Origin of the sequence: Paenibacillus methanolicus (assembly GCF_008124765.1) — a bacterium.
Classification (GTDB): domain Bacteria; phylum Bacillota; class Bacilli; order Paenibacillales; family Paenibacillaceae; genus Paenibacillus_Z; species Paenibacillus_Z methanolicus.
In genome coordinates this window covers 155,767-177,124 of sequence record NZ_VNHS01000010.1, presented here as the reverse complement: position 1 = coordinate 177,124, position 21,358 = coordinate 155,767, and the positions used below count along the sequence as shown (strand labels likewise).

The following is a 21,358-nucleotide window of genomic DNA, read 5'->3' as shown; positions in this document are numbered from 1 at the left end:
AGCATCGAAATGAGTACACAACTATCGACTCCGGTTAACCGCGAAGCGGCCGAAGCGCTCTCCCGCAGCAAGGGCGAGCCGGCATGGCTCACGGCGCTGCGCGGACAAGGCGCGGAGCTTTCGGAAACACTGGAATGGCCGAAACCGGAGAAAGTCCGGATCGACCGTTGGGATTTAACGGCTATCGGCGGTTACAAGCCGCAAGCGGCCATCGCTTCGGCAGACGAGCTGCCCGAGGCGGTAAGCAACCTGAGCGGCGAATCGCCTGCGGGCTTCGTCGTGCAGCGCAACTCCGGCATCGTATTCAAACAGCTGTCGGCCGAGCTGCAAAGCAAAGGCGTTATTTTCACCGATCTCGAGACGGCGGCGCGCGAGCACGGCGATCTCGTCCAACAATATCTGTTCAAAGCCGTCGCGCAGGATGAAGACAAACTGACGGCGCTGCACTCGGCGATCTGGAACGGCGGCGTATTCCTGTACGTGCCGAAGAACGTTGAAGTCGAGCTGCCGCTCCAAGCGTTGCTCTTCAGCGACGACGCGGAAGCGACATTCGCGCCGCACATCTTGGTCGTGGCCGACAACAACAGCCGCGTGACGTACGTCGACAACGTCAGCAGCGCGTTCGAAGGCGCCGGCGCGGCGACGCTCGTGAAACAGTCGGTCGTCGAAGTGATCGTGAAGCCGGGCGCCCATGTCCGTTTCGCGACGATCCACCACATGGCCGAGAACATCATCGACCTCTCGATTCGCCGCGCCATCGTCGAGAACGACGGTCGCATCGAATGGATCGTCGGCGATCTGCACGACGGCAACACGCTGTCCGATACGCGTTCCCTGCTTCGCGGCAACGGTTCGACGTCGGACGCGAAAGTGATCAGCATCGGCTCCGGCAAGCAGCAAATGAGCTTGACGACCGGCGCGGTTCACGTCGGCCGCAGCTCGGACAGCCAGATGGTGACGCGCGCGGTCATGAAGGACGCGGCAACCGCGATCATCAACGGCGTGACGAAGATCGAGAAGGGCGCCACCAAAGCGAACGGCGAGCAAACGGAGAAAGTGCTTATGCTCAGCCCTAAGTCGCGCGGCGACGCCAACCCGATTCTGCTGATCGACGAAGACGACGTAACCGCAGGCCATGCGGCAAGCGTGGGCCAAGTTAACCCGGAGCAGGTGTACTACCTGATGTCCCGCGGGATCTCGAAGCGCGAAGCGGAGCGTCTGATCATCAACGGCTTCTTGGCGCCGGTCGTCGAGGAAATTCCGATCGAGGCGGTACAAGAGCAGCTTCGTTCCCTGCTTGAAAGGAAGCTGGAGGCATGAACATTGAGGCGATTCGGGAACAGTTCCCGATTCTGCATCAAGATATAAACGGGCATCGGCTCGTCTATTTGGACAGCGCGGCATCTTCACAGAAGCCGCGTTCCGTCATTGATGCGGTTACACGTTACTACGAACTCGACAACGCCAACGTGCATCGCGGCGTTCACACGCTGGGCTCTCGTGCAACGGACGCATACGAAGGGGCACGCGAGAAGGTTCGCGCATTCATCAATGCGGCGAGCGCGCAGGAAATCATTTTCACCCGGGGCACAACGACGGCGCTGAACATCGTAGCGAGCAGCTATGCGCGGGAAGTATGCGGCGAAGGCGACGAGATCGTCCTGACGCCGATGGAGCATCACAGCAATCTGATTCCGTGGCAGCAGGTCGCGAAGGCGACCGGCGCGACGCTCAAGTACATTCCGCTCCAGCCGGATGGCTCCATCCGGATCGAGGACGCGGAAGCGACGATTACGGACCGGACGAAGATTGTCTCGGTCGTCTACGTATCGAACGTGCTCGGCGTGGTCAACCCGGTGAAAGAAATCGCGGCTATCGCGCACAAGCACGGCGCCAAGATGGTCGTGGATGGCGCGCAGAGCACCCCGCATAAGCGTGTCGACGTGCGCGATCTCGATTGTGATTTTTATGCATTCTCCGGCCACAAAATGTGCGCGCCTACGGGTATCGGCGCATTATATGGCAAGAAGGAGCTGCTCGAACGGATGGAGCCGGTCGAATTCGGCGGCGAAATGATCGACCACGTGGATCTGTACGAATCGACGTGGAAGGAGCTGCCGTACAAATTCGAAGGAGGCACGCCGATCATCGCCGGCGCGGTTGGTCTCGGAGCGGCGATCGATTTCCTCCAGGAGATCGGCATGGATGAGATCGAGCGCCACGAGCACGCGCTGACCGCTTACGCGTATAAGCGGATGAGCGAGATCGACGGCCTTACGATCTACGGTCCGGCGCACGACCGCGCGGGTCTGATCACGTTCAATCTGGACGATGTTCACCCGCATGACGTGGCGACCGTGCTCGATACGCGCGGCATAGCGATTCGCGCAGGCCACCACTGCGCGCAGCCGCTGATGCGCTGGCTGAACGTATCGGCCACGGCGCGCGCAAGCTTTTATATCTACAATACCGAAGAGGACGTTGAACGGCTTGTGGACGCCCTCGGGCACGCAAAGGAGTTCTTCGGTTATGCAATTGGATGATTTGTACCGCCGCGTCATCATGGATCATTACAAAAACCCGCGTAACCGCGGGACGCTTGAAGAAGACGCCGTGACCGTCAATTTGAACAACCCGACCTGCGGCGACCGCATCCAGCTTCAGCTGCAGGTGGAGGATGGCGTGGTGAAGCAAGCTAAGTTTACTGGCGAAGGCTGCTCGATCAGCATGTCATCGGCATCGATGATGACCGAAGCGGTCAAGGACCGGACGCTTGCCGAAGCGCTCGCGATGGCGGAGAAGTTCTCCGCCTTCATCAAAGGCGAAGACGTCGAATTCGACGAGAACGAAGATATTGAAGCGTTGTCGGGCGTTAGCAAATTCCCGGCGCGCATCAAATGTGCCACGCTCGCCTGGAATGCGCTCCGCAAGGGAGTCGAACAACAATCGTAACCGTGCACGAGATGCGCGCATCATACAAAGGGAGGCTTACCCATGGCTAAAAGCATGCCAGAAATGGAAGAGTATAAATATGGCTTTCGCGATGAGCACAAAGCGATATTCCAATCCGGTAAAGGGTTGACGCCGGAGATCGTCCGCACGATTTCCGAAATGAAAGGCGAGCCGGAATGGATGTTGGAATTCCGTCTCAAATCGTTGGAGCAGTTCTTCAAAATGCCGCTGCCGCGATGGGGCGGAGAGCTTGACGACCTAGATTTCAACGATATCCAGTATTACGTCAAGCCGTCCGAGAAACAAGGCAAGACGTGGGAAGAAGTGCCGCAAGAGATTAAAGAAACATTCGATAAACTCGGTATTCCGGAAGCAGAGCAGAAGTTCCTTGCCGGCGTATCCGCGCAATATGAGTCCGAGGTCGTGTACCATAACATGCAGGAAGATCTGGAGAAGCAAGGCGTTCTATTCATGGACACGGACACGGCGCTTCGCGAGCATCCGGAGATCTTCAGAGAATATTTCGGCACGATTATTCCTCCGGCGGACAACAAGTTCGCGGCGCTCAACAGCGCGGTATGGTCGGGCGGCAGCTTCATCTACGTCCCGAAAGGCGTGAAGTGCGAAATTCCGCTTCAAGCTTACTTCCGGATCAACTCGGAGAACATGGGCCAATTCGAGCGTACGCTCATCATCGCGGACGAAGATAGCTTCGTGCACTATGTTGAGGGCTGCACGGCTCCTGTATACAGCACGAACTCGCTGCACAGCGCGGTCGTCGAGATCATTTGCAAGAAGAACGCGCGCGTTCGTTACACGACGATCCAGAACTGGGCGCCGAACATCTACAACCTCGTAACGAAACGCGCGGTTGCGGAAGAGAACGCGACGATGGAGTGGGTCGACGGCAACATCGGCTCCAAGCTGACGATGAAATACCCGGCGGTCGTGCTCAAAGGCCGCGGCGCGAAAGGCATGGTTCTATCGATCGCGGTAGCGGGCAAAGGCCAACACCAAGACGCGGGCGCGAAAATGATCCACCTGGCGCCGGACACGACGTCGACGATCGTCTCCAAGTCGATCAGTAAGCACGGCGGCAAAGTCACGTACCGCGGTCTTGCTTCCTTCGGCCGCAACTCCGAAGGCTCCAAGGCGAACATCAAATGCGATACGCTCATTCTCGACAACCAATCGACGTCCGACACGATTCCGTACAACGAAATCATGAACGACAACATTACGCTCGAGCATGAAGCGACCGTGTCCAAAGTGTCCGAGGATCAACTCTTCTACCTGATGAGCCGCGGTCTGACGGAAGCGGAAGCGACGCAAATGATCGTCATGGGCTTCATCGAGCCGTTCACGAAAGAGCTGCCGATGGAATACGCGGTCGAGATGAATCGTCTCATCAAATTCGAAATGGAAGGCTCGATCGGTTAACGATCCGCCTTCTCAGATACAAAAAACTCCGGTTACCGCCTTGGCGGCGAACCGGAGTTTTTTAGTATATGGATGACAGAGCCGATGGCGTCTTAGACGCCGAACAGCTCCGCGTAGACGCGTCTGGCGACCAGCGGGTCTTCCGTGCCTTGGATGAGCGCGCGACCGTCGGCGAACACGACCGCGACGATCTCTTCGTCCCGGCGATAGCGCAGCAGGAACGGATTCCGCTCGACTTCGCCGATTCGGGCAAGCCGCCCCTCGAGGACGTTTAAGGAGACGGGCTGCGCGCCGTCGGCAGGCGTGATCTGGACCGTCGACCGGCCGCACAGCGCGGCCGCGGCCGGCTCGGCATTACGCTGGTCCAGATAATCGTACTGCCGTTGCGCGCATGCCGGGCAGTCGTCCCGGCGCGAACCGCCGACTTGAAGCGGCATCCACTGGTGGTACCACAGGTCGAGCTGCAGCAGCGTGCCGCGCATCGCGGCGCGATTGCCGCTCAGCAGTTTCAGCGCTTCGGCCGCCTGCAGCGAAGCGACGACGTCGACGGCCGGCGCGAGGACGCCGGCCGTATCGCACGTATCCACGGCGCCCGTCGCGGGCGGGGCCGGGAACAGGCAGCGGAAGCACGGCGTCTCGCCGGGGTGGAAATTCATTGTCATGCCGGTCGCGCCGACGACGCCTCCGTAGATCCACGGAATGCCGTGCTTCAGACTGACGTCGTTAATCAAGTAGCGTACGGAGAAGTTATCGGACCCGTCGATAATGACGTCGACATCGCCTAGCAGCGCTTCCGCGTTCAAGCCGGTAACGTCGGCGATGACCGGCTCGAGAACGATGGAGCTGTTCACCGCTTGGAGCCGCGCGGCGGCGGCTTCCGCTTTGGGCAGCATGCGCGCCACGTCGTCTTCCGTATAGAGCACCTGACGCTGCAAGTTGCTCCACTCCAGCACGTCGCGGTCGACGAGACGGAGGAAGCCGACGCCCGCGCGCGCCAGATGCTGGGCGGCGACGGAGCCCAGCGCGCCGAGTCCGACGATTGCCGCCCGGCTCGCGCCAAGCAAGGCTTGTCCGTCCGGGCCGATCGGCGCATAGCGCATCTGGCGGGCGTAACGCTGCTCGTCGGTTGGCCGTCCGGAGGGGGCGAGTTGATGTTCGGTCATGCGAGATGTCTCCTCCATACTGCGGAATAAGGTAGTGCGTTAAGGTGCATGTTGGAAGGGCAGGGTCAGCTTAGCGGAACGGGTTAAAGCGATGCCGTCGGATTCCAGGGCCCAAGCTGATGTCCCTTCCATTCGGAGCCGTCTTCCCAGATTTCGCGCTTCCAGATCGGCACGATCTGCTTCAGCCGTTCGATCGCGTAGCGGCTTGCTTCGTAGCACATGTCTCGATGCGGGGAGGAGACCGCGATGACGACGCTGATCTCCGCGATATCGACGACGCCGAGCCGGTGCGAGATGGCGGACAGCGTTCCCGGCCAACGCTCGGCGATCTCGTCGCCGATCTGCTCCAGCGTCTTCAGAGCCATCGGCACGTAAGCTTCGTACTCGAGACGGACGGTACGCACGCCGTGCGTCCATTCTCTCGTCGTGCCCGTGAACGTAAGCGTCGCGCCGTTGCCGGGCGCGATGACGAGGTTCGTGATGGCCTCGACGGAGAGCGGGTCATAGGTGATGACGTAGCGCGGCGCTTCGGCGGCTAGCGCTTCGGCAACGTCCGCCGTATCTTCGCCGCCGGACACCGGCGGCAATAGGGCAAGCTCATCGGATGCCCGAATGATTTGTCCATCTGCCGCATAGGCTTGGTTGCAGGCGACGAACGCGATCCCGATCAGCGATTCATGCTCCGGATATTGCTGCGCCAACGCGGCTTTGAACTGTTGAACCGTCATCTGTTCCTCGTCCCGCGCAAGTGTGATAACGGGCGCGCCGAACCGGTCGGCGAGTCCCGCAAATAGCTGCAGTTTCCATTCGATCGTCATGGCAGAAAACCTCTCATTACCGTTGGTTTCGTGTTCATCTAGCATACCATAATCCCTTCAAAAATGTTATGCTAATAGGACCTAATGAAAGGGGAGTGCTGTGGCGTGCAAACATTGACCGATCGTTTTGGACGGGTGCATGATTATTTGCGCATCTCCGTTACCGACCGTTGTAATCTGCGTTGCTTATATTGCATGCCTGAAGAGGGCGTAGAATTCGCTCCTTCTTCGGACTTGCTTCGTTACGATGACATCGTGGAGGTTGTCCAAACCGCGGCGAAGCTGGGCATTACGAAGCTGCGGATCACGGGCGGCGAGCCCCTCGTCCGGCCAGATCTGAGCAGCCTGGTCGCCAGGCTGTCCGCCATCGATGGCATTCGGGATATATCGCTGACGACCAACGGCGTGCTGCTGGCGCCACAAGCGCAAGCGCTTCGCGATGCCGGCGTCAACCGGGTCAACATCAGTCTGGACACGCTTGACCCGACTCGCTTCAAATTCATCGCCCGCCGAGGCGATCTGAGGCGCGTCATGGAAGGCATCGAAGCGGCCGCGCGCGTCGGATTCTCGCCGATCAAGCTGAACTGCGTGCTGCTGAAAGGCGTGAACGAGGACGAGATTCTCTCGTTCCTGCGCATGAGCGCGGAGCAGCCGCTGCACGTGCGTTTCATCGAATATATGCCGATCGGACATGCCGACGAAGGCTGGCGCAAGCATTATCTTCCATTGTCGCGGGTGCTCGAGATCGCGGAGGAAGCCGGATTTGCGGTTAGCCCCAAGCACGATATCAAGGGCAACGGCCCGTCGGAAGACTATTTAATCGATGGCGGAGCCGGTTCATTCGGCCTCATTCATCCGATCAGCGACCACTTCTGCAAGAACTGCAACCGGCTTCGCCTCACCTCGGACGGCGGTCTGAAGCCGTGCTTGTATTGGGTCGACGAGCTGAACGTGAAGCCGGCGCTGGGCGACCCGGAAGCGATGCACGACCTGTTCATGCGCGCGCTGGACTTGAAGCCGCTCAATCACGAGATGGCGGCCAAACTTGCGAATCAAGAACTGAGCCATGAGCCGACCGCAAGACGGATGTCCCAAATCGGCGGATAACCGGAGCTATCGGCAGGGAGAGGGGAGCAACGGATGTCGGAAGAACGGATTCGGATCGAACATGAAGGAATCGAGGCGGCAATGACTACGCCGGAAGAGATGGCGACGCTAGCCGGGAGCGCGTTTCCTTTGGGGGACCGGGTGGAAGGCGGCGGGGGCGAGGCGTTCGATTTTGCCGCCTGGTACGGGTCATGGCGCGCGGCGCAAGGATTAACGGAAGCGAGTCCTCGCCCGACGCACCTGAAGGTGGAAGCAGCGGATACGTTCGAAGCGTTAATCCCATGGGCGCAGCTGCAGGACGCGGCGTTCCAATTCGCGCAGGACGGCAAGCCGCTCGCCAAAGGCGGACCGATCCGGCTGTATGCGCCGAACGGATCCAGCGAATGCTTGAACGTGAAAAGCGTCGTCGTCTGCCGTTTTCTGCGTCTCGAACAAGAGCAGGACGAAGCTTCGTATGGCTTCAAGAACACGTTTTCGCCGCAGGAGATGCTGAAGAAACGATAACACTCACGTACGGAGGCTGGCATGAACGAAACGAACCCTACTCATTCCGCGGTCGTTCTGCTGCACAGCAACGATATTCACAGCCGGCTCGAGAACGCCGCGAAGATCGCATCCTATATCCATCAAACCCGCCTCCGGTACGGCGAAGAACAGGTGCTGGCGTTAGATATCGGGGATCATATGGACCGGGCGCGGCTCGAAACGGAAGGCAGCGACGGGGAGGCGAATATCTCGCTCCTGCACGCCGCCGGTTACGATGCGGTCACGCTCGGCAACAACGAAGGATTAACGTTGACGGCGGACCAGCTGGAACGCGCCTACGGAGGCGGCACGAGCTTCTTGACGCTGTGCGCCAACTTGAAGCGCAGCGGAGAGACGCGTCGTCCTTCTTGGATGCAGCCGAGCGCCATCGTGACGAGAGGCGGCATCCGTTTCGGCTTAATCGGCGCGACGGCGGCCTATACGGAGTTCTACCGGCTGCTGGATTGGGAGGTATCGGAGCCGCTTGACGAGATCCGCGAGCAAGCGGAAGCGCTGCGGCCGCAAGCCGACGTCATCGTGCTGCTGTCGCATCTGGGCATTCTATACGATCGCCGGATCGCGGCGGAATTGGATAGCATCGATCTCATTCTAGGCGCCCACACCCATCATCTGCTGGAGCAACCGGAAGTGTACGGGGATACCTATGTATGCGCGGCCGGCAAGTTCGGCGAATATGTGGGGCGAGTCGAAGTAGGACTTGACCCTATAACGGGCAAACCGCTCATTCGCGCGGAATGCGTACCGGTGTCGGCGCTCGAAGAGTACGAGCCGGCCGCCGCTGTAACGGCGCGTTATCTGGAGTCGGGCAAGCATCGGCTTGGCCGCGTCGTAGCGGAGCTGCGCGAGCCGCTTCCGGCACGCGCGGACCAGGAATCGCCGCTATGCAATTTGCTCGCTTACGGCTTGCGCCGATGGACGGAGACGGAGATTGGACTGGTCAACGCGGGTCAGCTGCTGGGCGGCTTGTCCGCCGGCGAAGTGACCGAAGGCCAGATCCACGCGCTGTGTCCTTCGCCGATCAACCCGTGCAGGATGAATCTATCCGGAAGGGATCTCTTGCGCGCGTTGGAGGAATCGCTGCTGGAGGCGTTCATCGACAAGCCGATCAAAGGATTCGGGTTCCGCGGCTTCGTCTTAGGGACGCTTGCGGTAGACGGACTTGATATCCGATGGGACCCGTCCGCGCCGGATTACAACAAAATCACGCGGATCACGCTGAGCGACGGTCGTCCGTTCGACCTCGACCGGGACTATGCGGTGGGCACGATCGACATGTTTACGTTCGGCGCCGGCTACGAATCCATCAAACTCGGTACCGAGGTGCGCTATTATTTGCCCGAGTTCATTCGCGGCGTGCTGGCGCTCCAGCTGCAGAGCGAAGACGCGCTGCGGGATTGCCTGCGGCCGAGATGGACGGCCGAATCGGGCGCGCTGTGACCCAAATACAGGAATTTATAAGTTTCACGCTTATAAATCATCCTGTATTTCTCGTCGCTGAACGCAAACCAATCCGCTTATCGATCGCTGAATGCTGCATTCCCAATCTACCGATTGTGAACGCAAACCAATCCGCTTATCCGGAACGGAACTCGTCTCGCCGCTAAAAGAAGGCGAGACGAGTTTCGCCTTGTATCTCGCAAAGGAGAGTGTCTGGGACGCTTATGGGAGAGCTGATTAATGCGGTTATACTGGCCTTCGTGGAAGGGCTGACGGAGTTTCTGCCCGTGTCCTCGTCCGGCCACATGATTCTGACGAACAAGCTGCTCGGCTATACGCCGGACGACCAACGCATCATTACGTTCGAGATCATCATCCAACTGGCGGCGATCTTGGCGATGGCGATCGTGTATCGTACCCGCATCGCCAATCTGCTGGGCTTGTCCCGCCGCACCGAAGTCATCGGCAAGCTGTCCGCCGCCGGGCGACGATCTTCCCGCAGGCTGAATTTGATCCATATCGCGCTCGGGATCGTGCCGCCGCTGCTGCTCGCCTTCTTGCTACGGGATATCATTAAGGGAGACGGCTTCAACCAGCTGCCGGTGCTGTTCGCGCTCGTCGCGGGCGGGGTCTACATGTGGGCGGCGGAGTGGCTCGTGGAACGCGGCAAGATCGCGACCGTCTCCGAAACGCTGGACGACCTCTCTTATCGACAGGCGTTCCTCATCGGTTTATTGCAGTGCCTCTCACTCTGGCCGGGCTATTCCCGTTCAGGCTCCACGATCGCCGGCGGGATGCTCGTCGGGGCTTCTTACCGCGCTGCGGCCGATTTTTCATTCATTATGGCGATCCCCATCATGGCGGCCGCAACGGGTTACGAGCTGCTAGAGAATTACAAATACATACAAGGCGACAACTTGACGTTCTTTCTCGTCGGTTTCGTCGCTTCGTTCCTCGTCGCCTGGCTGGTCATCGTCATCTTCCTTCGGTACATCCAGCGCATCAAGCTCAGGCATTTTGCCATCTACCGTTTTCTCCTCGCCGCGTTGTTCTGGATCTTTGTCATGTAACCGTCGAAAAATCGAACAATTTGTCGACAAACCTCGCATACATCTTGCTCTTTTTCACAATATCCCTTACATTAACATTACGACAGTGCGACGAAAAATGTCGAATTTCCTACAGGGAAAGATGAAGGAAGGCCGATCTATCCGATGCGTCTATTATCGATCACCCAATGCGCGCCCGGCATGAGGCTGGCGAAGAAAATCTATTCCGAAGAAGGACTCGTTCTGCTGGCGGAGCATGTGGAGCTGACCGCGAAATTAATCGACCGGTTATCGGACCACGGCGTTCACTTCATCTATATCGAGGATCCGCGAACGGCGGACTTGGTCGTGCCGGACATGATCAGCGACGAGACGAGACACAAGGCGCTCGGCACCATTCGCAAGCAATTCCAAAGTTTGATGAACGGCGCCAATCAGAAGAACGGGCCTTATCCATACATTTCCAAGCCATTCCGAGACGTGATGAACTTGGTGCTCGACGATCTGCTCAGCCAACAGCATGCGCTCATCATGCTCATGAACATGGGCGTCGTCGACGATTATTTGTTCCAACATTCGCTGAACGTATGCGTCTATTCCACGATGCTGGGCATCGCGAGCGGCTATACCCGGGACGAATTGATGACGCTCGGTCTGGGCGCGATGCTGCACGACGTCGGCAAGACTCAGATCAGCATGGGCGTGCTGAAGAAGCCGGGCTCGCTGAGCCGGGACGAGTACGAGGAGATGAAGCGGCATGCCGAGCGGGGCTATCTGCTACTCAAAGATGAGCCGAACATTCCGCTGCTGGCGGCGCACTGCGCGTTCCAGCATCACGAACGGCTGAACGGGAGCGGGTATCCGAGAGGGATCGCCGGCGACCAAATCCACGAATACGCCAAGTGGATCGGTCTCGTCGATTCGTACGACGCTATGACAACGACGCGAGTATATCGCGATCCGATGCTCCCCCATGAAGCGATGGAAGGACTGTACGCCGGTTCCGGCACGTTGTACGAGCAGCGGATGCTGCAGGTTTTCCGCGATCACGTGGCGATCTACCCGATCGGCGTCACCGTCAAGCTAGGGACCGGGGAAGCGGGCGTTGTCGCCAAGCTGAATCCGCTCGTGCCTCATCGGCCGACGATCCGCATTCTGTATGACCGGGACGGACAGCCGATCCATGCGCCATACGAAGTGGATCTGTCGCGGGAGCTCAGCTGCATGATCGTGCGCGTCGGCGCTGCGTTTGACAACGACTAATTGAACATAACGAGGATATGGGGCCGGCAACGGCCCTTTTTTACATAGAGGAAAGCATAAGTTTCACGCTTATCCTTCAGCTTCTATTTCTCCGGAATGTAACGCGCCGCGCCGCCAAAGACGGCGCCAGCCGTTTCACCTTGAAATATAAGAGATTATAGGTTTCACGTATATAATTAGGCTTCTATTTCTCCGGAATGTAACGCGCCGTGCCGCCAAAGACGGCGCCAGCCGTTTCACCTTGTCTGATCATGGACGGTACGACCGTCTTGCCTTGCCTCGCAAAAGATTGCAACCTGAGGTGGCGAACATTACAATAAAGGGTATTATACCCGGGCGTTGAAAGTTGTTTAATTCCGATCTGCTTCATAAACGCTACAATTCAACTGTTAAGGTGTTGACATGTGATGAAAGTATTATCGAATGATCCATTATCCCCGTTATCCCCGCAGAACGATCCATGGGACCCGATCACGTCCTTGAACCGATATGGCCGGCATCGCCTGACGAGCGTGGAGATGACGGTATCAAACCTGTGCAATATGCGCTGCGAGCACTGCGCGGTCGGCGATACGCTCGTGCTCCGCGAGCCGGAGAAGCTACCGCTGGACCTGATGCTGCGGCGGCTGGACGAAGTGGAGCATCTGCAGACGATCAGCATCACGGGCGGCGAGCCGTCGTTCGCGGACCGCACCGTTCGCGAGTATATCATCCCGCTCTTGAAATATGCCCGCAGTCGGGGCGTGCGCTCCCAGATCAACTCGAACGTGACGCTGGACTACGGGCGCTACGAGGCGATCGCGCCTTATTTGGACGTCATGCATATTTCGTTCAACTACACGAACGCCGATGATTTCCACGAAGTCGGATTCGCGAAGAGCGGACATCCGGTTCCGCGGGAGGCGGCGGTGCGGATGTACGAACGGATGATCGACAACACGCGTCGGCTGACCGAAGGCGGACTGCTCGTCTCCGCGGAGTCGATGATTAACTACCGGACGCATACGAAGATAGTCGAGATTCACAAACTAATTATGGAGATGGGCTGTCAGCGTCACGAGGTGCATCCGATGTATCCGAGCGCGTTCGCGGCGAATTTGCCCGTGCTCAGCGGCGGAGATATGCGCCGGGCGATCGCCGATCTGCTGGATCGCCGCGACAAGTCGGTCTGGATGCTGTTCGGCACGCTGCCATTCTTCCATTGCAGCGAGAACGAAGCGGACCGCGAATTGCTGAGGCGGCTGGCGTCGGAGCCGAACGTCACCGTGCGCAACGACCCCGACGGCCGCAATCGCCTGAACGTCAATTTGTTCACGGGCGACGTGTTCGTGACCGATTTCGCCGACGTGCCGTCGTTCGGCAACGTGCGGCGCGACCGGCTCGGCGACTTGTTCAACCGCTGGCTCGGCGATTCCCTCGCGGCAAGCGTCAGCTGCCATTGCCCGCAAGCTTCCTGCTGCGGACCGAACCTGCTCGTGAAGGACATGTACTATAAGGATGTCGATTTCACGAAGCGCCAGGCGGTTATGTATTAAGAAAAGGCGGGAGAGAGGAGCGGATTTACGGCCTTGCATACCGAATTTCATCTCGGACCTATCGTACTCAACCTGCTGCTCGTCATTTTGCTCGTCATGCTCAACGGTCTGTTCGTCGCCGCCGAATTCGCGCTCGTCAAAGTGCGTTCGACGCAGCTGACGCAGCTGGCCGGCGAAGGGAACGTCCGCGCCCGTTACGCGCTTAAAGTGAACGGCAAGCTTGACGCCTACTTGTCCGCGACGCAGCTTGGCATTACGCTCGCTTCGCTCGGGCTAGGGTGGGTCGGGGAGCCGGCGATTTCGGAGTTGATCGTGGAACCGCTGTTCTACCGGCTCGGCATGGCGGATGAAGGACTCATAACGACCGTATCGGTTATTATCGGCTTCGTGGTCATTACATTCCTCCACATCGTGCTCGGGGAACTTGCGCCCAAGTCGCTGGCGATCCGCAAGTCGGTGGCAACCTCGCTATGGCTGGCCGTTCCGCTGCTCTGGTTCTACCGGCTGTTCCTTCCGGCGATCTTTGTCTTGAACGGAACCGCGAACCGGCTGCTGCGCTGGGTCGGCATTGCGCCGGCCAGCGAGCATGATTCCGCGCATACGGAGGAAGAAATCCGTATTCTGATGAATCAAAGCACGAAGAGCGGTATCATCGATAAGGACGAGATGACGCTGTTCGATAATATTTTCGAGTTCTCGGACCGGTTGGCCCGCGAGATCATGCTTCCGCGCACGGACATGGACTGCCTGAATACGGAAATGCCGTTCGCAGAGAACATGAAGTTGGTCTACGAGAAGAAGCATACCCGCTTTCCGGTGTGCGTCGACGACAAAGATCAGATTATCGGGTTCGTCCATATTACGGACTTGTTGATGGCCGATCCGGACGAGGATCACGAGCTGGAGAAATTCGTGCGGCCGATTCTGAACGTGCCGGAATCGATGGAGATCAGCCATGTGCTGAAAATGATGCAGCGCAAGCATTCCCAGCTCGCCATCGTGGTCGACGAATACGGCGGCACGGCCGGGATGCTGACGACCGAGCTGATCTTGGAGGAAATCGTCGGGGAGATCCACGACGAATTCGATACGGAAGGGCCGAGCATCGTCGTAAATGGCGAGGTGACGTCGGTGGATGGCCGGACGCTAATTGAGGACGTGAACGGGCTGTTCGAACTGGACATCGAAGACGAGGATGTCGACACGATCGGAGGCTGGCTGTTCACTAGGCTTGAAGGCAATCCGGTCAAGGGGAAGAAAATTATCCACGACGGTTATATTTTTGAAGTGGCCGAAAGTGTTAAGCTGCGCGTGCTTCGCGTACATATCTACAAGCAGCCGAAACTTCGGGTCGTAGACGCTCCCTCGGATGAACCTGAGGGATTGGGGAGATAGATAGAGGGGGAACCGGACCAATGTCCTTGAAACAAGTATTGACCGCCGCGGCAGGGCTCATTTTTTTGTACCTACTGTTCACGGTAGGCTCGCCTTTCCTGCTTGCCCTGCTGGTGGCGATCTTCTTAGAACCGCTCAACCGGTTGTTCATGCGGAAATTCCGGTTGAACCGCCTGGCCGCGGGCGTGATCTCTTGTACGCTGTTTACGGTGCTGCTGATCGGCTTATTCATCGGCATCGGCGTCAAGCTATTCGCGGAAGTGATCGCGTTCTGGGATAAAGCGCCTCGGGTCGTCAGCGATGCGAACGCCTACGTTCAGCAGACGATCGACAGCGCCAAAGAACTGTATGCTCATATGCCGCCTGATGCGGCCAGCCAGCTGGAGAGCACCCTGAAAGGATTGTCCAACTCGCTGGTGAACGTGGTGGCGAATATTTCGCAAACGTTCGTCGGGTTTGCCAAAGGCATTCCGGGCATGTTCATCTTCTTCATCGTGTTTCTCGTCGCGGTGTATTTGTTCTCGTTCAGCCTTACGTCGCTCAAGTCGTCGTTTCTTTCCATTTTCGACGAACGCTCGCGCGGCCAAGTGGAGCAGGTGCTCGAGAATTTGCGCAAATCGGTGCTGGGCTTTATCCGCTCGCAGCTTATTTTGAGCGCGCTGACCTATGTGATTACGTTGATCGGCCTGCTTATACTGGGGCTCAAATATCCGCTAGCCATCGCGCTGCTCATCGTCATCGTCGATATTCTGCCGATACTCGGGACAGGATCGGTGCTCGTACCGTGGGCCGGTTATCTTCTGTTGACCAACCATAGCTTCGAGGGCGCGGGCTTGCTCATTCTGTTCGTCGTCATTACCGTATTCCGCCGGATCGTCGAGCCGAAGGTGCTGGGCGACGCGGTCGGGATCGGGGCGCTGCCGGCGCTCATTAGTTTGTACGTCGGGTTTAAGCTCGTTGGGGTTATCGGCGTGTTTCTCGGACCGCTTGTCGTCATCGTCTATATGGCGGCGCGCAAGGCGGGACTGTTCCAATCGAAAATTAAACTGGACTGACGTCCTCTCTCCTATCGTAAAGTCTGCGCCGCGCAAGCGGATGCAGGCTTTTGTGCATTGCATGAGTGCGTGAGTAGGCGATGTTCGAGGGGCGACAACGGCGGCGATGGACAAACCTGTCTTATTACCCGGGAAATTGCCGAAAAAACGAACAAGAAAGCGATAGACGCCGCATATACATGAGCGAGGATGTAGTCTGCACCCCAGAGGAGGTTTAACGGTGAGCGCCAACAATCAGCTTCGCGAGTGGTATCCGTTCGTCGGTCCGTTCGATCCGTGTCCGCCGATTATCGTCAAGACGTACGTCGTGCCGCCGAATCAGTATATTCCGTATCAGCCGATGAATTTGCCGCAGTTCCCGCTCGATCAGGCGTTGAAGCTCGGCACGCTGTGGCCTGCGCTGTACAGCCCTTATGAGTCCAAATGCGGAACGGGAGGACCGAGGCCATGAGCGAGAAACAGCTGGACGCGAACTATTACGCGAAGCTTCTGGAGCTTCAGCAGCTGGATTTTGCCCTGCTCGAGCTGAACTTGTACTTGGATACCCACCCGAACGACATGCAGGCGGTGACGCAATTTAACCAGCTGGCCCAGAAGCGACAGCAGTGCGCCTATCATTTCGAGCATCAATACGGACCGCTGATGAACTACGGACACAGCTATTCGAAATTCCCGTGGCAGTGGTCGGAAGCACCTTGGCCTTGGCAGGTATAGGCGAGTCTGGTTCGATTCGATTTGGGGACCGTACTTAAAGGAGGCAGAAGAGACGCATGTGGGTATACGAAAAAAAACTGCAATATCCGGTAAGGGTAAGCAAATGCGATCCGCGCATGGCGAAATTTCTGCTCGAGCAGTACGGCGGCGCCGACGGCGAATTGGCCGCCGCGCTGCGCTACTTAAACCAGCGGTACACGATTCCGGATAAGGTAGTCGGGCTGCTGAACGATATAGGCACAGAGGAATTCGCGCACCTTGAAATGATCGCGACGATGATCTACAAGCTGACGAAGGATGCGACGGTCGAGCAGCTGGAGGCGGCGGGGCTGGGCGCGAACTACGCGCAGCGTGATCATGCGATGTTCTACGTCAATGCGGACGGCGTGCCGTGGACCGCGGCTTATATTCAAGCCAAGGGCGATCCGCTCGCGGATCTTTACGAAGATATCGCGGCGGAAGAGAAGGCGCGAGCGACGTACCAGTGGCTGATCGACATGACCGACGACGTCGACCTGCAGGACGGCCTCAAATTTCTAAGGGAGCGGGAAGTCGTGCACGCGATGCGGTTCAAGGAAGCGGTGGAGATCATTAAGGCGGATCGGGAAGCGAAGAAGGTATTTTAGCGGATACGCAAAAAACAGGGAGCGCCCGCGCATATCCATCCGGATTAGCGCCGCGGTCCCTGCTTGTCGATGATCAGATGGTTTGCATGGCGAACGTGAGCGCCGTTAGCGTCACGGTGTACAGCAGCGAGAACCAAAGCACCGCGGTGCGCTTCCATTGCTGGACGAAACGGGGACGCCGGGCGCCGCGAACCGGGAGATCGAGCGAGGCCGTCAGCTCGGCGACGAGCGCGTGGCGCAAGCCGTACGAATAGACGAGCAGGCTGGCGACGAACACGACGAAATGAGCCATCGCAAGCGACGTGAGGGCTGCCATGGCGATCACGTTAACGACGAGAACGACGGAGTAGTACGTGGTGCGCGCTTCATAATAGACCTTCGCTTTATCTAACACAAGGATGGCTCCTCTCCGGATTTCCGTTTGGTTGCCCTTATCGTAACACGGGAGAAATCGCCGTAAAGGCGAGGGGGATGAACGTTTTTTGAACGCATGCGCAATGTTCGCCGGTCTGTAACAATTGGGTATGCTTTGGCCGTGGGCTTCCGGAATTGCGCGATTGATTTACTTAATTAGTAAACTATCGCCGGCACGAAACCTTCAGCTTCTCCCCGTCGTCTAGATTGTAGCTAAGTACGACGATGGAAAGCGGGGAAGCACGAAGATGGCAGCACAACTCTCTCCGGCGGCAACGCGCGCGCAGGCGGCCATGCAAGCGAAAAGCATGAAGCGCCGCATGCGCAAGCGCCGGTCGTTTAAAGCATTCTTATACGTTGCGACCTTCCTTATGCTGATCGCGGCATCGGGGCTCGGATGGCTGTTTCTTACGCCGTCCGGCACCAACTTACGATATCTGGCCGCCGATTCGCTTATCATCACGCAGCATCGGCATTGGGCCAAATATATCATCGGACAAGTCGAGCTGGACAAGCGGGTCGCGGAGAAAAAAGCGGTCGAGGAGCAGATGGGGGTCGAGGTGGACACGCATGAAATCGTGCGGCCCGCGGCGACGGAGACGGTAGCGGAAACCGTGACGAAGCCGCTCGTCGAGATCGAGGAAATCTCCGGAACAGGTTACAAAGGCCATGTCATGATCGTGAACGACTCGACGAAGATCCGCCTCGGGGTGCCGGCTAAGCAAGGCCGGGGCGAGCGGGTGCGCAGCATGGTCGAGCGGACGGGCGCGGTCGCCGGGGTCAACGCGGGCGGGTTCGCGGACCCGAATTGGCAGGGCAACGGGTTCCAGCCGATCGGCGTCGTCATATCGCGCGGCGAAATCTTCTATAGCGACCTGGGCAAGAAAACGACGACGCAGATCGTCGGGCTTGACTACAACGGCAAAATGATCGCGGGCCGTTACTCGCTGCAGGAGATGAAAGATCTGAACGTGCGCGAGGCGGTCTCGTTCCAGCCGCGGCTCATCGTCAACGGCAAAGGGCTCATCAAGAACGCCAAGGACGGTTGGGGCATCGCGCCGCGCACGGCGATGGGCCAGCGAGAGGACGGGGCGATTATCTTCGTCGTCATCGACGGCCGCCAGCCGGGGCACAGCATTGGCGCGAACCTGTACGACGTGCAAAATATTATGCTCGAGCATGGCGCCGTCATCGCGGCAAATCTGGACGGCGGCTCGTCCACCGTGCTCGTCAAGGACGACAAGGTACTCAACCGTCCGTCGACCAAGAGCGAAGAGGGGCGCTACCTGCCGACCGCGTTCCTCGTCTTCAACGACTCCGAGTCGGTCGACATTCCGAACGTGTGGGCGGGGCTGGGGCCGGGAGATATTGATGGTGGGAGATGGTGATTGGACTGGCAGCATTCACCATGTTGAGCCCCCGCCTTCTCATTGCGTCCCCCACCCCTTTCCAGTATCATAAGTGCAGACATGAAAGGGGAGAAGCGGATCATGGAACAAACGCCACGCTTGCCTGAGCCGCAGGCGCTTATTTTCGATATGGACGGCACGCTGTTCGAGACCGATACGCTGCTGCGCGGCGTGCATGAGCGAATATTCGATACGCTGCGCGAGGAAGGGCTCTATCTGGAGCCGACGCCGCCGGTGGAGAAGCTGCTTGGCTGCTTGGGCATGCTGCTCGAGGATATTTGGAAGAACCTGATGCCTGGCAGCACGGAAGCGGCTAGACTGCGCGCCGACGTCCTCATGCTTCAGTATGAGCTGGAAGGACTGGAAGCCGGAAAAGGCTCGCTCTATCCGCATGTCGAGGAGGTGCTGCGCGAACTCAAGGCGCGCGGCCGCAAGCTGTTCGTCGCGAGCAACGGCCTGGAGCATTACGTGAAAGGCGTCGCGGAGCATCAAGGCATCCTGGAGCTGTTCGACGGCGTCTACAGCGCCGGCGAATATAAGACGGCAACGAAGGTGGATCTGGTCGCCAGGCTGCTTCGGGATCATGGCCTCGAATCCGCGTGGATGGTCGGTGACCGATCTTCCGACGTGGAAGCGGGCAAAGGCAACGGTCTTTCCGTCATCGGCTGCGCGTATGCGGTCTACGGCCGCCCGGACGAGCTGTCCGGCGCCGATGTGCTCATCCGCGATTTTCGCGAGTTGCTGTCGCTATAAGCGGCGTTCCTCGTTTTGCCAGCAATCGCATTGAAAGACAAAAAAAAAACCGGTTCTCAATGCTCAACGAGAACCGGTTTTTTTGCCTTTGTTACGCTTAAGGGCGGCCGCCGAAGCTTTGCGCTGCTGCTTCTGCTCATACATCCATAAGGCGAATTCGAGCGGACGCGCGACCGCTTTCTGGTACGTGTCCTTGTCGCCGATTTGTTTGAATACTTCGCGGGCGGGCTTCGGATTGACCTCGATCAGCCATATATGACCTTTCTTATCGATGGCCAAGTCGAGGGCAAGCTCGCAGAGTCGGCCGTATGACGCTTCCAGATGGGCGGCAACTTCAAGGCTGAACCTTTCTGCCGCCGCCTTGGCCGTCTCTTCGGTCGCCTCGTCCCGGAGCCATTGCCGCATTAAATCCACCATCGGAATCGCCTCGCCGCCGCCATGCAGATTCGAGGTGATGCTGCCGGAAGGGCCGATGCGTCCCGCGCAGCCGGTCACCGTCCATTCGCCGCTGCCGTCCTTCTGGACGAGCATGCGGTAGTCGTGCACGCGGCCGTTGGACAGCTTGAGCTGGATGCCCTGCTGCACGAGATATCGGTTGCCTTTCAGGTCCCAAGACGCAAGGCGGCCATGCAGCGAAGAGAGCGGTACGCGCTGCGGACGGATGATCCGCCGATTGTGCTCCCGGCCCTGGATCAGATACGTGCCGTCCTTCTGCTTCTCGATGCGGAGAATGCCGCGCCCGCCGGTGCCGTTAATCGGCTTCAAGTAAACCAGCGGATATTTGCGGATCAGCTCCGATAGATCGCTCTGTCCTTCATACAACCGGGTTTCCGGCAAATGTTCGCGAAACCGGCTCTCCAGACGGAGCGTCCGGTAAACCGTCCATTTGTTGCGAAGCATCCGGTTCAGGAAGGTCAGATGCCCGTATTGCTTGCGGAACTGTTGCAGCCGCTCGAACCGGGGGCTGCGTTGAATGCGGCAGCGGTCGTAGATCAGATTCGGGAACGCGCGCCACTCGCGGTGCCATGCCTTTAGATTGGGGTCGTAAACATGCGCATGAATGCGATTCGTCTTGTAGTTGACGTCATCCGGCGTAAAGACGAATATATCCAGCCCCAGCTGCTGTCCGGCTAGCGTCATCTTCTTGTAGACCGGACGCTCTTCGAGCAGGCCGGCGTCGTTGAGATAGAGGGTCAATATACCGAGCACGGGTTGGGCCATGGGAATCCTCCTTGGGTCAATTGCGCGAACGGCCGTACTCGAAGCGCAGCGTCGGTTTTCCGGTCGGCCCGCGCTGCAGCGCGACCGCGGTCATCCCGGCCTTGAAGCACATCTGCATGCTGGAGGCGTTGTCGGCCGCGACCGTGCAGGACAGGCGCCCGTACCGCACGCACAGCGCGCGAAGCAGGGCGCAGCCGATGCCGCGCCCGCGCAGATCGTCGCGCACGACGACGATACAGGCGCGCTCGCCCTGCGCAAGCGCAAAGGCGAATCCGGCCAGTTCGCCGTCCTCGGTGGCCACGGCGATGCCGGCATCTACGTCTTCTTCGGGATCGAGCGCGCGAAGCTTGGCGATGGCGGAGGCGGTGATCCGCTTATCGCCATGGCGTCCGGCGAAGGCGATTAGCTTCGCCAGGATTGGCGTCCAGCGCTCGGGAGCGAGCAGCAGCACCTTCATTTCA

Annotated in this window: 22 protein-coding genes; 17 read left to right on the top strand and 5 right to left on the bottom strand. The window is 58.7% G+C overall.

The annotated features are described in order from the left end of the window. Positions 1 to 9 precede the first annotated feature (9 nt). Genes sufD through sufB form a run of 4 tightly spaced genes read left to right on the top strand, consistent with a single transcriptional unit; the run spans position 10 to position 4,392 of the window. Entirely contained in the window at positions 10 to 1,320 is a 1,311-nt protein-coding gene (sufD, locus tag BCM02_RS25050) for a Fe-S cluster assembly protein SufD (protein ID WP_148931866.1), read from the top strand. Next, positions 1,317 to 2,543 carry a cysteine desulfurase gene (locus tag BCM02_RS25045; RefSeq protein ID WP_148931865.1) on the top strand — a complete coding sequence of 409 codons (1,227 nt, stop codon included), beginning with the start codon at positions 1,317 to 1,319 and terminating at the stop codon, positions 2,541 to 2,543. Before sufD ends, BCM02_RS25045 begins: the two co-directional genes overlap by 4 nt. After that, a complete protein-coding gene (gene sufU / locus BCM02_RS25040; protein WP_148931864.1) occupies positions 2,530 to 2,952 on the top strand; it encodes a Fe-S cluster assembly sulfur transfer protein SufU in 423 nt (140 codons plus the stop codon). Before BCM02_RS25045 ends, sufU begins: the two co-directional genes overlap by 14 nt. Positions 2,953 to 2,994: 42 nt before the next feature. Then, positions 2,995 to 4,392: a Fe-S cluster assembly protein SufB gene (gene sufB, locus BCM02_RS25035; RefSeq protein WP_148931863.1), complete on the top strand. Its 1,398-nt coding sequence runs from the start codon at positions 2,995 to 2,997 to the stop codon at positions 4,390 to 4,392. A gap of 92 nt (positions 4,393 to 4,484) precedes the next feature. Here sufB and BCM02_RS25030 read toward each other — a convergent pair whose 3' ends face one another. Together BCM02_RS25030 and BCM02_RS36395 are read right to left on the bottom strand one after the other, a co-directional pair. Then, a complete protein-coding gene (locus BCM02_RS25030) occupies positions 4,485 to 5,555 on the bottom strand; it encodes a ThiF family adenylyltransferase (protein ID WP_148931862.1) in 1,071 nt (356 codons plus the stop codon). A gap of 83 nt (positions 5,556 to 5,638) precedes the next feature. Further along, positions 5,639 to 6,373 (bottom strand): molybdenum cofactor biosynthesis protein, encoded by a 735-nt coding sequence (locus BCM02_RS36395; protein WP_148931861.1) that lies wholly within the window; start codon positions 6,371 to 6,373, stop codon positions 5,639 to 5,641. Positions 6,374 to 6,478: 105 nt separating this feature from the next. Between BCM02_RS36395 and moaA the strand changes: the two genes are divergently transcribed. The 11 genes from moaA to BCM02_RS24970 all read left to right on the top strand — a co-directional run bounded on the left by moaA (position 6,479) and on the right by BCM02_RS24970 (position 17,100). Continuing rightward, positions 6,479 to 7,480, top strand: coding sequence for a GTP 3',8-cyclase MoaA (moaA, locus tag BCM02_RS25020; RefSeq protein ID WP_246183543.1), 1,002 nt, complete (start codon positions 6,479 to 6,481; stop codon positions 7,478 to 7,480). Between the two features lie 33 nt (positions 7,481 to 7,513). Continuing rightward, a complete protein-coding gene (locus tag BCM02_RS25015; RefSeq protein ID WP_148931859.1) occupies positions 7,514 to 7,984 on the top strand; it encodes a hypothetical protein in 471 nt (156 codons plus the stop codon). Between the two features lie 21 nt (positions 7,985 to 8,005). Next, positions 8,006 to 9,463, top strand: coding sequence for a bifunctional metallophosphatase/5'-nucleotidase (locus BCM02_RS25010; protein WP_148931858.1), 1,458 nt, complete (start codon positions 8,006 to 8,008; stop codon positions 9,461 to 9,463). 224 nt (positions 9,464 to 9,687) lie between these two features. Beyond that, positions 9,688 to 10,533 (top strand): undecaprenyl-diphosphate phosphatase, encoded by an 846-nt coding sequence (locus BCM02_RS25005; protein ID WP_148932065.1) that lies wholly within the window; start codon positions 9,688 to 9,690, stop codon positions 10,531 to 10,533. A gap of 144 nt (positions 10,534 to 10,677) precedes the next feature. Further along, positions 10,678 to 11,775 carry an HD-GYP domain-containing protein gene (locus BCM02_RS25000; protein WP_148931857.1) on the top strand — a complete coding sequence of 366 codons (1,098 nt, stop codon included), beginning with the start codon at positions 10,678 to 10,680 and terminating at the stop codon, positions 11,773 to 11,775. A 407-nt stretch (positions 11,776 to 12,182) separates the two neighbouring features. Then, entirely contained in the window at positions 12,183 to 13,310 is a 1,128-nt protein-coding gene (gene yfkAB / locus BCM02_RS24995) for a radical SAM/CxCxxxxC motif protein YfkAB (protein ID WP_148931856.1), read from the top strand. Between the two features lie 33 nt (positions 13,311 to 13,343). Beyond that, the gene (locus BCM02_RS24990; protein ID WP_148931855.1) at positions 13,344 to 14,705 is read left to right on the top strand and encodes a hemolysin family protein; all 1,362 of its coding nucleotides are present in this window, start codon (positions 13,344 to 13,346) and stop codon (positions 14,703 to 14,705) included. A gap of 20 nt (positions 14,706 to 14,725) precedes the next feature. Then, positions 14,726 to 15,760 (top strand): sporulation integral membrane protein YtvI, encoded by a 1,035-nt coding sequence (ytvI, locus tag BCM02_RS24985; protein WP_148931854.1) that lies wholly within the window; start codon positions 14,726 to 14,728, stop codon positions 15,758 to 15,760. A 220-nt stretch (positions 15,761 to 15,980) separates the two neighbouring features. Next, a complete protein-coding gene (locus tag BCM02_RS24980; RefSeq protein ID WP_148931853.1) occupies positions 15,981 to 16,211 on the top strand; it encodes a spore coat associated protein CotJA in 231 nt (76 codons plus the stop codon). Continuing rightward, positions 16,208 to 16,474 (top strand): spore coat protein CotJB, encoded by a 267-nt coding sequence (locus tag BCM02_RS24975; protein WP_148931852.1) that lies wholly within the window; start codon positions 16,208 to 16,210, stop codon positions 16,472 to 16,474. Before BCM02_RS24980 ends, BCM02_RS24975 begins: the two co-directional genes overlap by 4 nt. Positions 16,475 to 16,530: 56 nt before the next feature. Next, positions 16,531 to 17,100, top strand: a complete 570-nt coding sequence (locus BCM02_RS24970) for a manganese catalase family protein (protein WP_148931851.1) — start codon at positions 16,531 to 16,533, stop codon at positions 17,098 to 17,100. A 73-nt stretch (positions 17,101 to 17,173) separates the two neighbouring features. Here the strand turns inward: BCM02_RS24970 and BCM02_RS24965 are convergent, their stop codons facing one another. Next, positions 17,174 to 17,494 carry a hypothetical protein gene (locus BCM02_RS24965; RefSeq protein ID WP_148931850.1) on the bottom strand — a complete coding sequence of 107 codons (321 nt, stop codon included), beginning with the start codon at positions 17,492 to 17,494 and terminating at the stop codon, positions 17,174 to 17,176. Between the two features lie 268 nt (positions 17,495 to 17,762). Between BCM02_RS24965 and BCM02_RS24960 the strand changes: the two genes are divergently transcribed. Both BCM02_RS24960 and BCM02_RS24955 read left to right on the top strand, forming a co-directional pair. Then, positions 17,763 to 18,902: a phosphodiester glycosidase family protein gene (locus tag BCM02_RS24960; RefSeq protein ID WP_148931849.1), complete on the top strand. Its 1,140-nt coding sequence runs from the start codon at positions 17,763 to 17,765 to the stop codon at positions 18,900 to 18,902. 102 nt (positions 18,903 to 19,004) lie between these two features. Then, positions 19,005 to 19,676, top strand: a complete 672-nt coding sequence (locus tag BCM02_RS24955; RefSeq protein ID WP_148931848.1) for an HAD family hydrolase — start codon at positions 19,005 to 19,007, stop codon at positions 19,674 to 19,676. A gap of 63 nt (positions 19,677 to 19,739) precedes the next feature. Here BCM02_RS24955 and BCM02_RS24950 read toward each other — a convergent pair whose 3' ends face one another. Together BCM02_RS24950 and BCM02_RS24945 are read right to left on the bottom strand one after the other, a co-directional pair. Beyond that, positions 19,740 to 20,897: a YheC/YheD family endospore coat-associated protein gene (locus BCM02_RS24950; protein ID WP_148931847.1), complete on the bottom strand. Its 1,158-nt coding sequence runs from the start codon at positions 20,895 to 20,897 to the stop codon at positions 19,740 to 19,742. A 16-nt stretch (positions 20,898 to 20,913) separates the two neighbouring features. After that, positions 20,914 to 21,354 (bottom strand): GNAT family N-acetyltransferase, encoded by a 441-nt coding sequence (locus tag BCM02_RS24945; protein ID WP_148931846.1) that lies wholly within the window; start codon positions 21,352 to 21,354, stop codon positions 20,914 to 20,916. Positions 21,355 to 21,358: the final 4 nt, after the last annotated feature.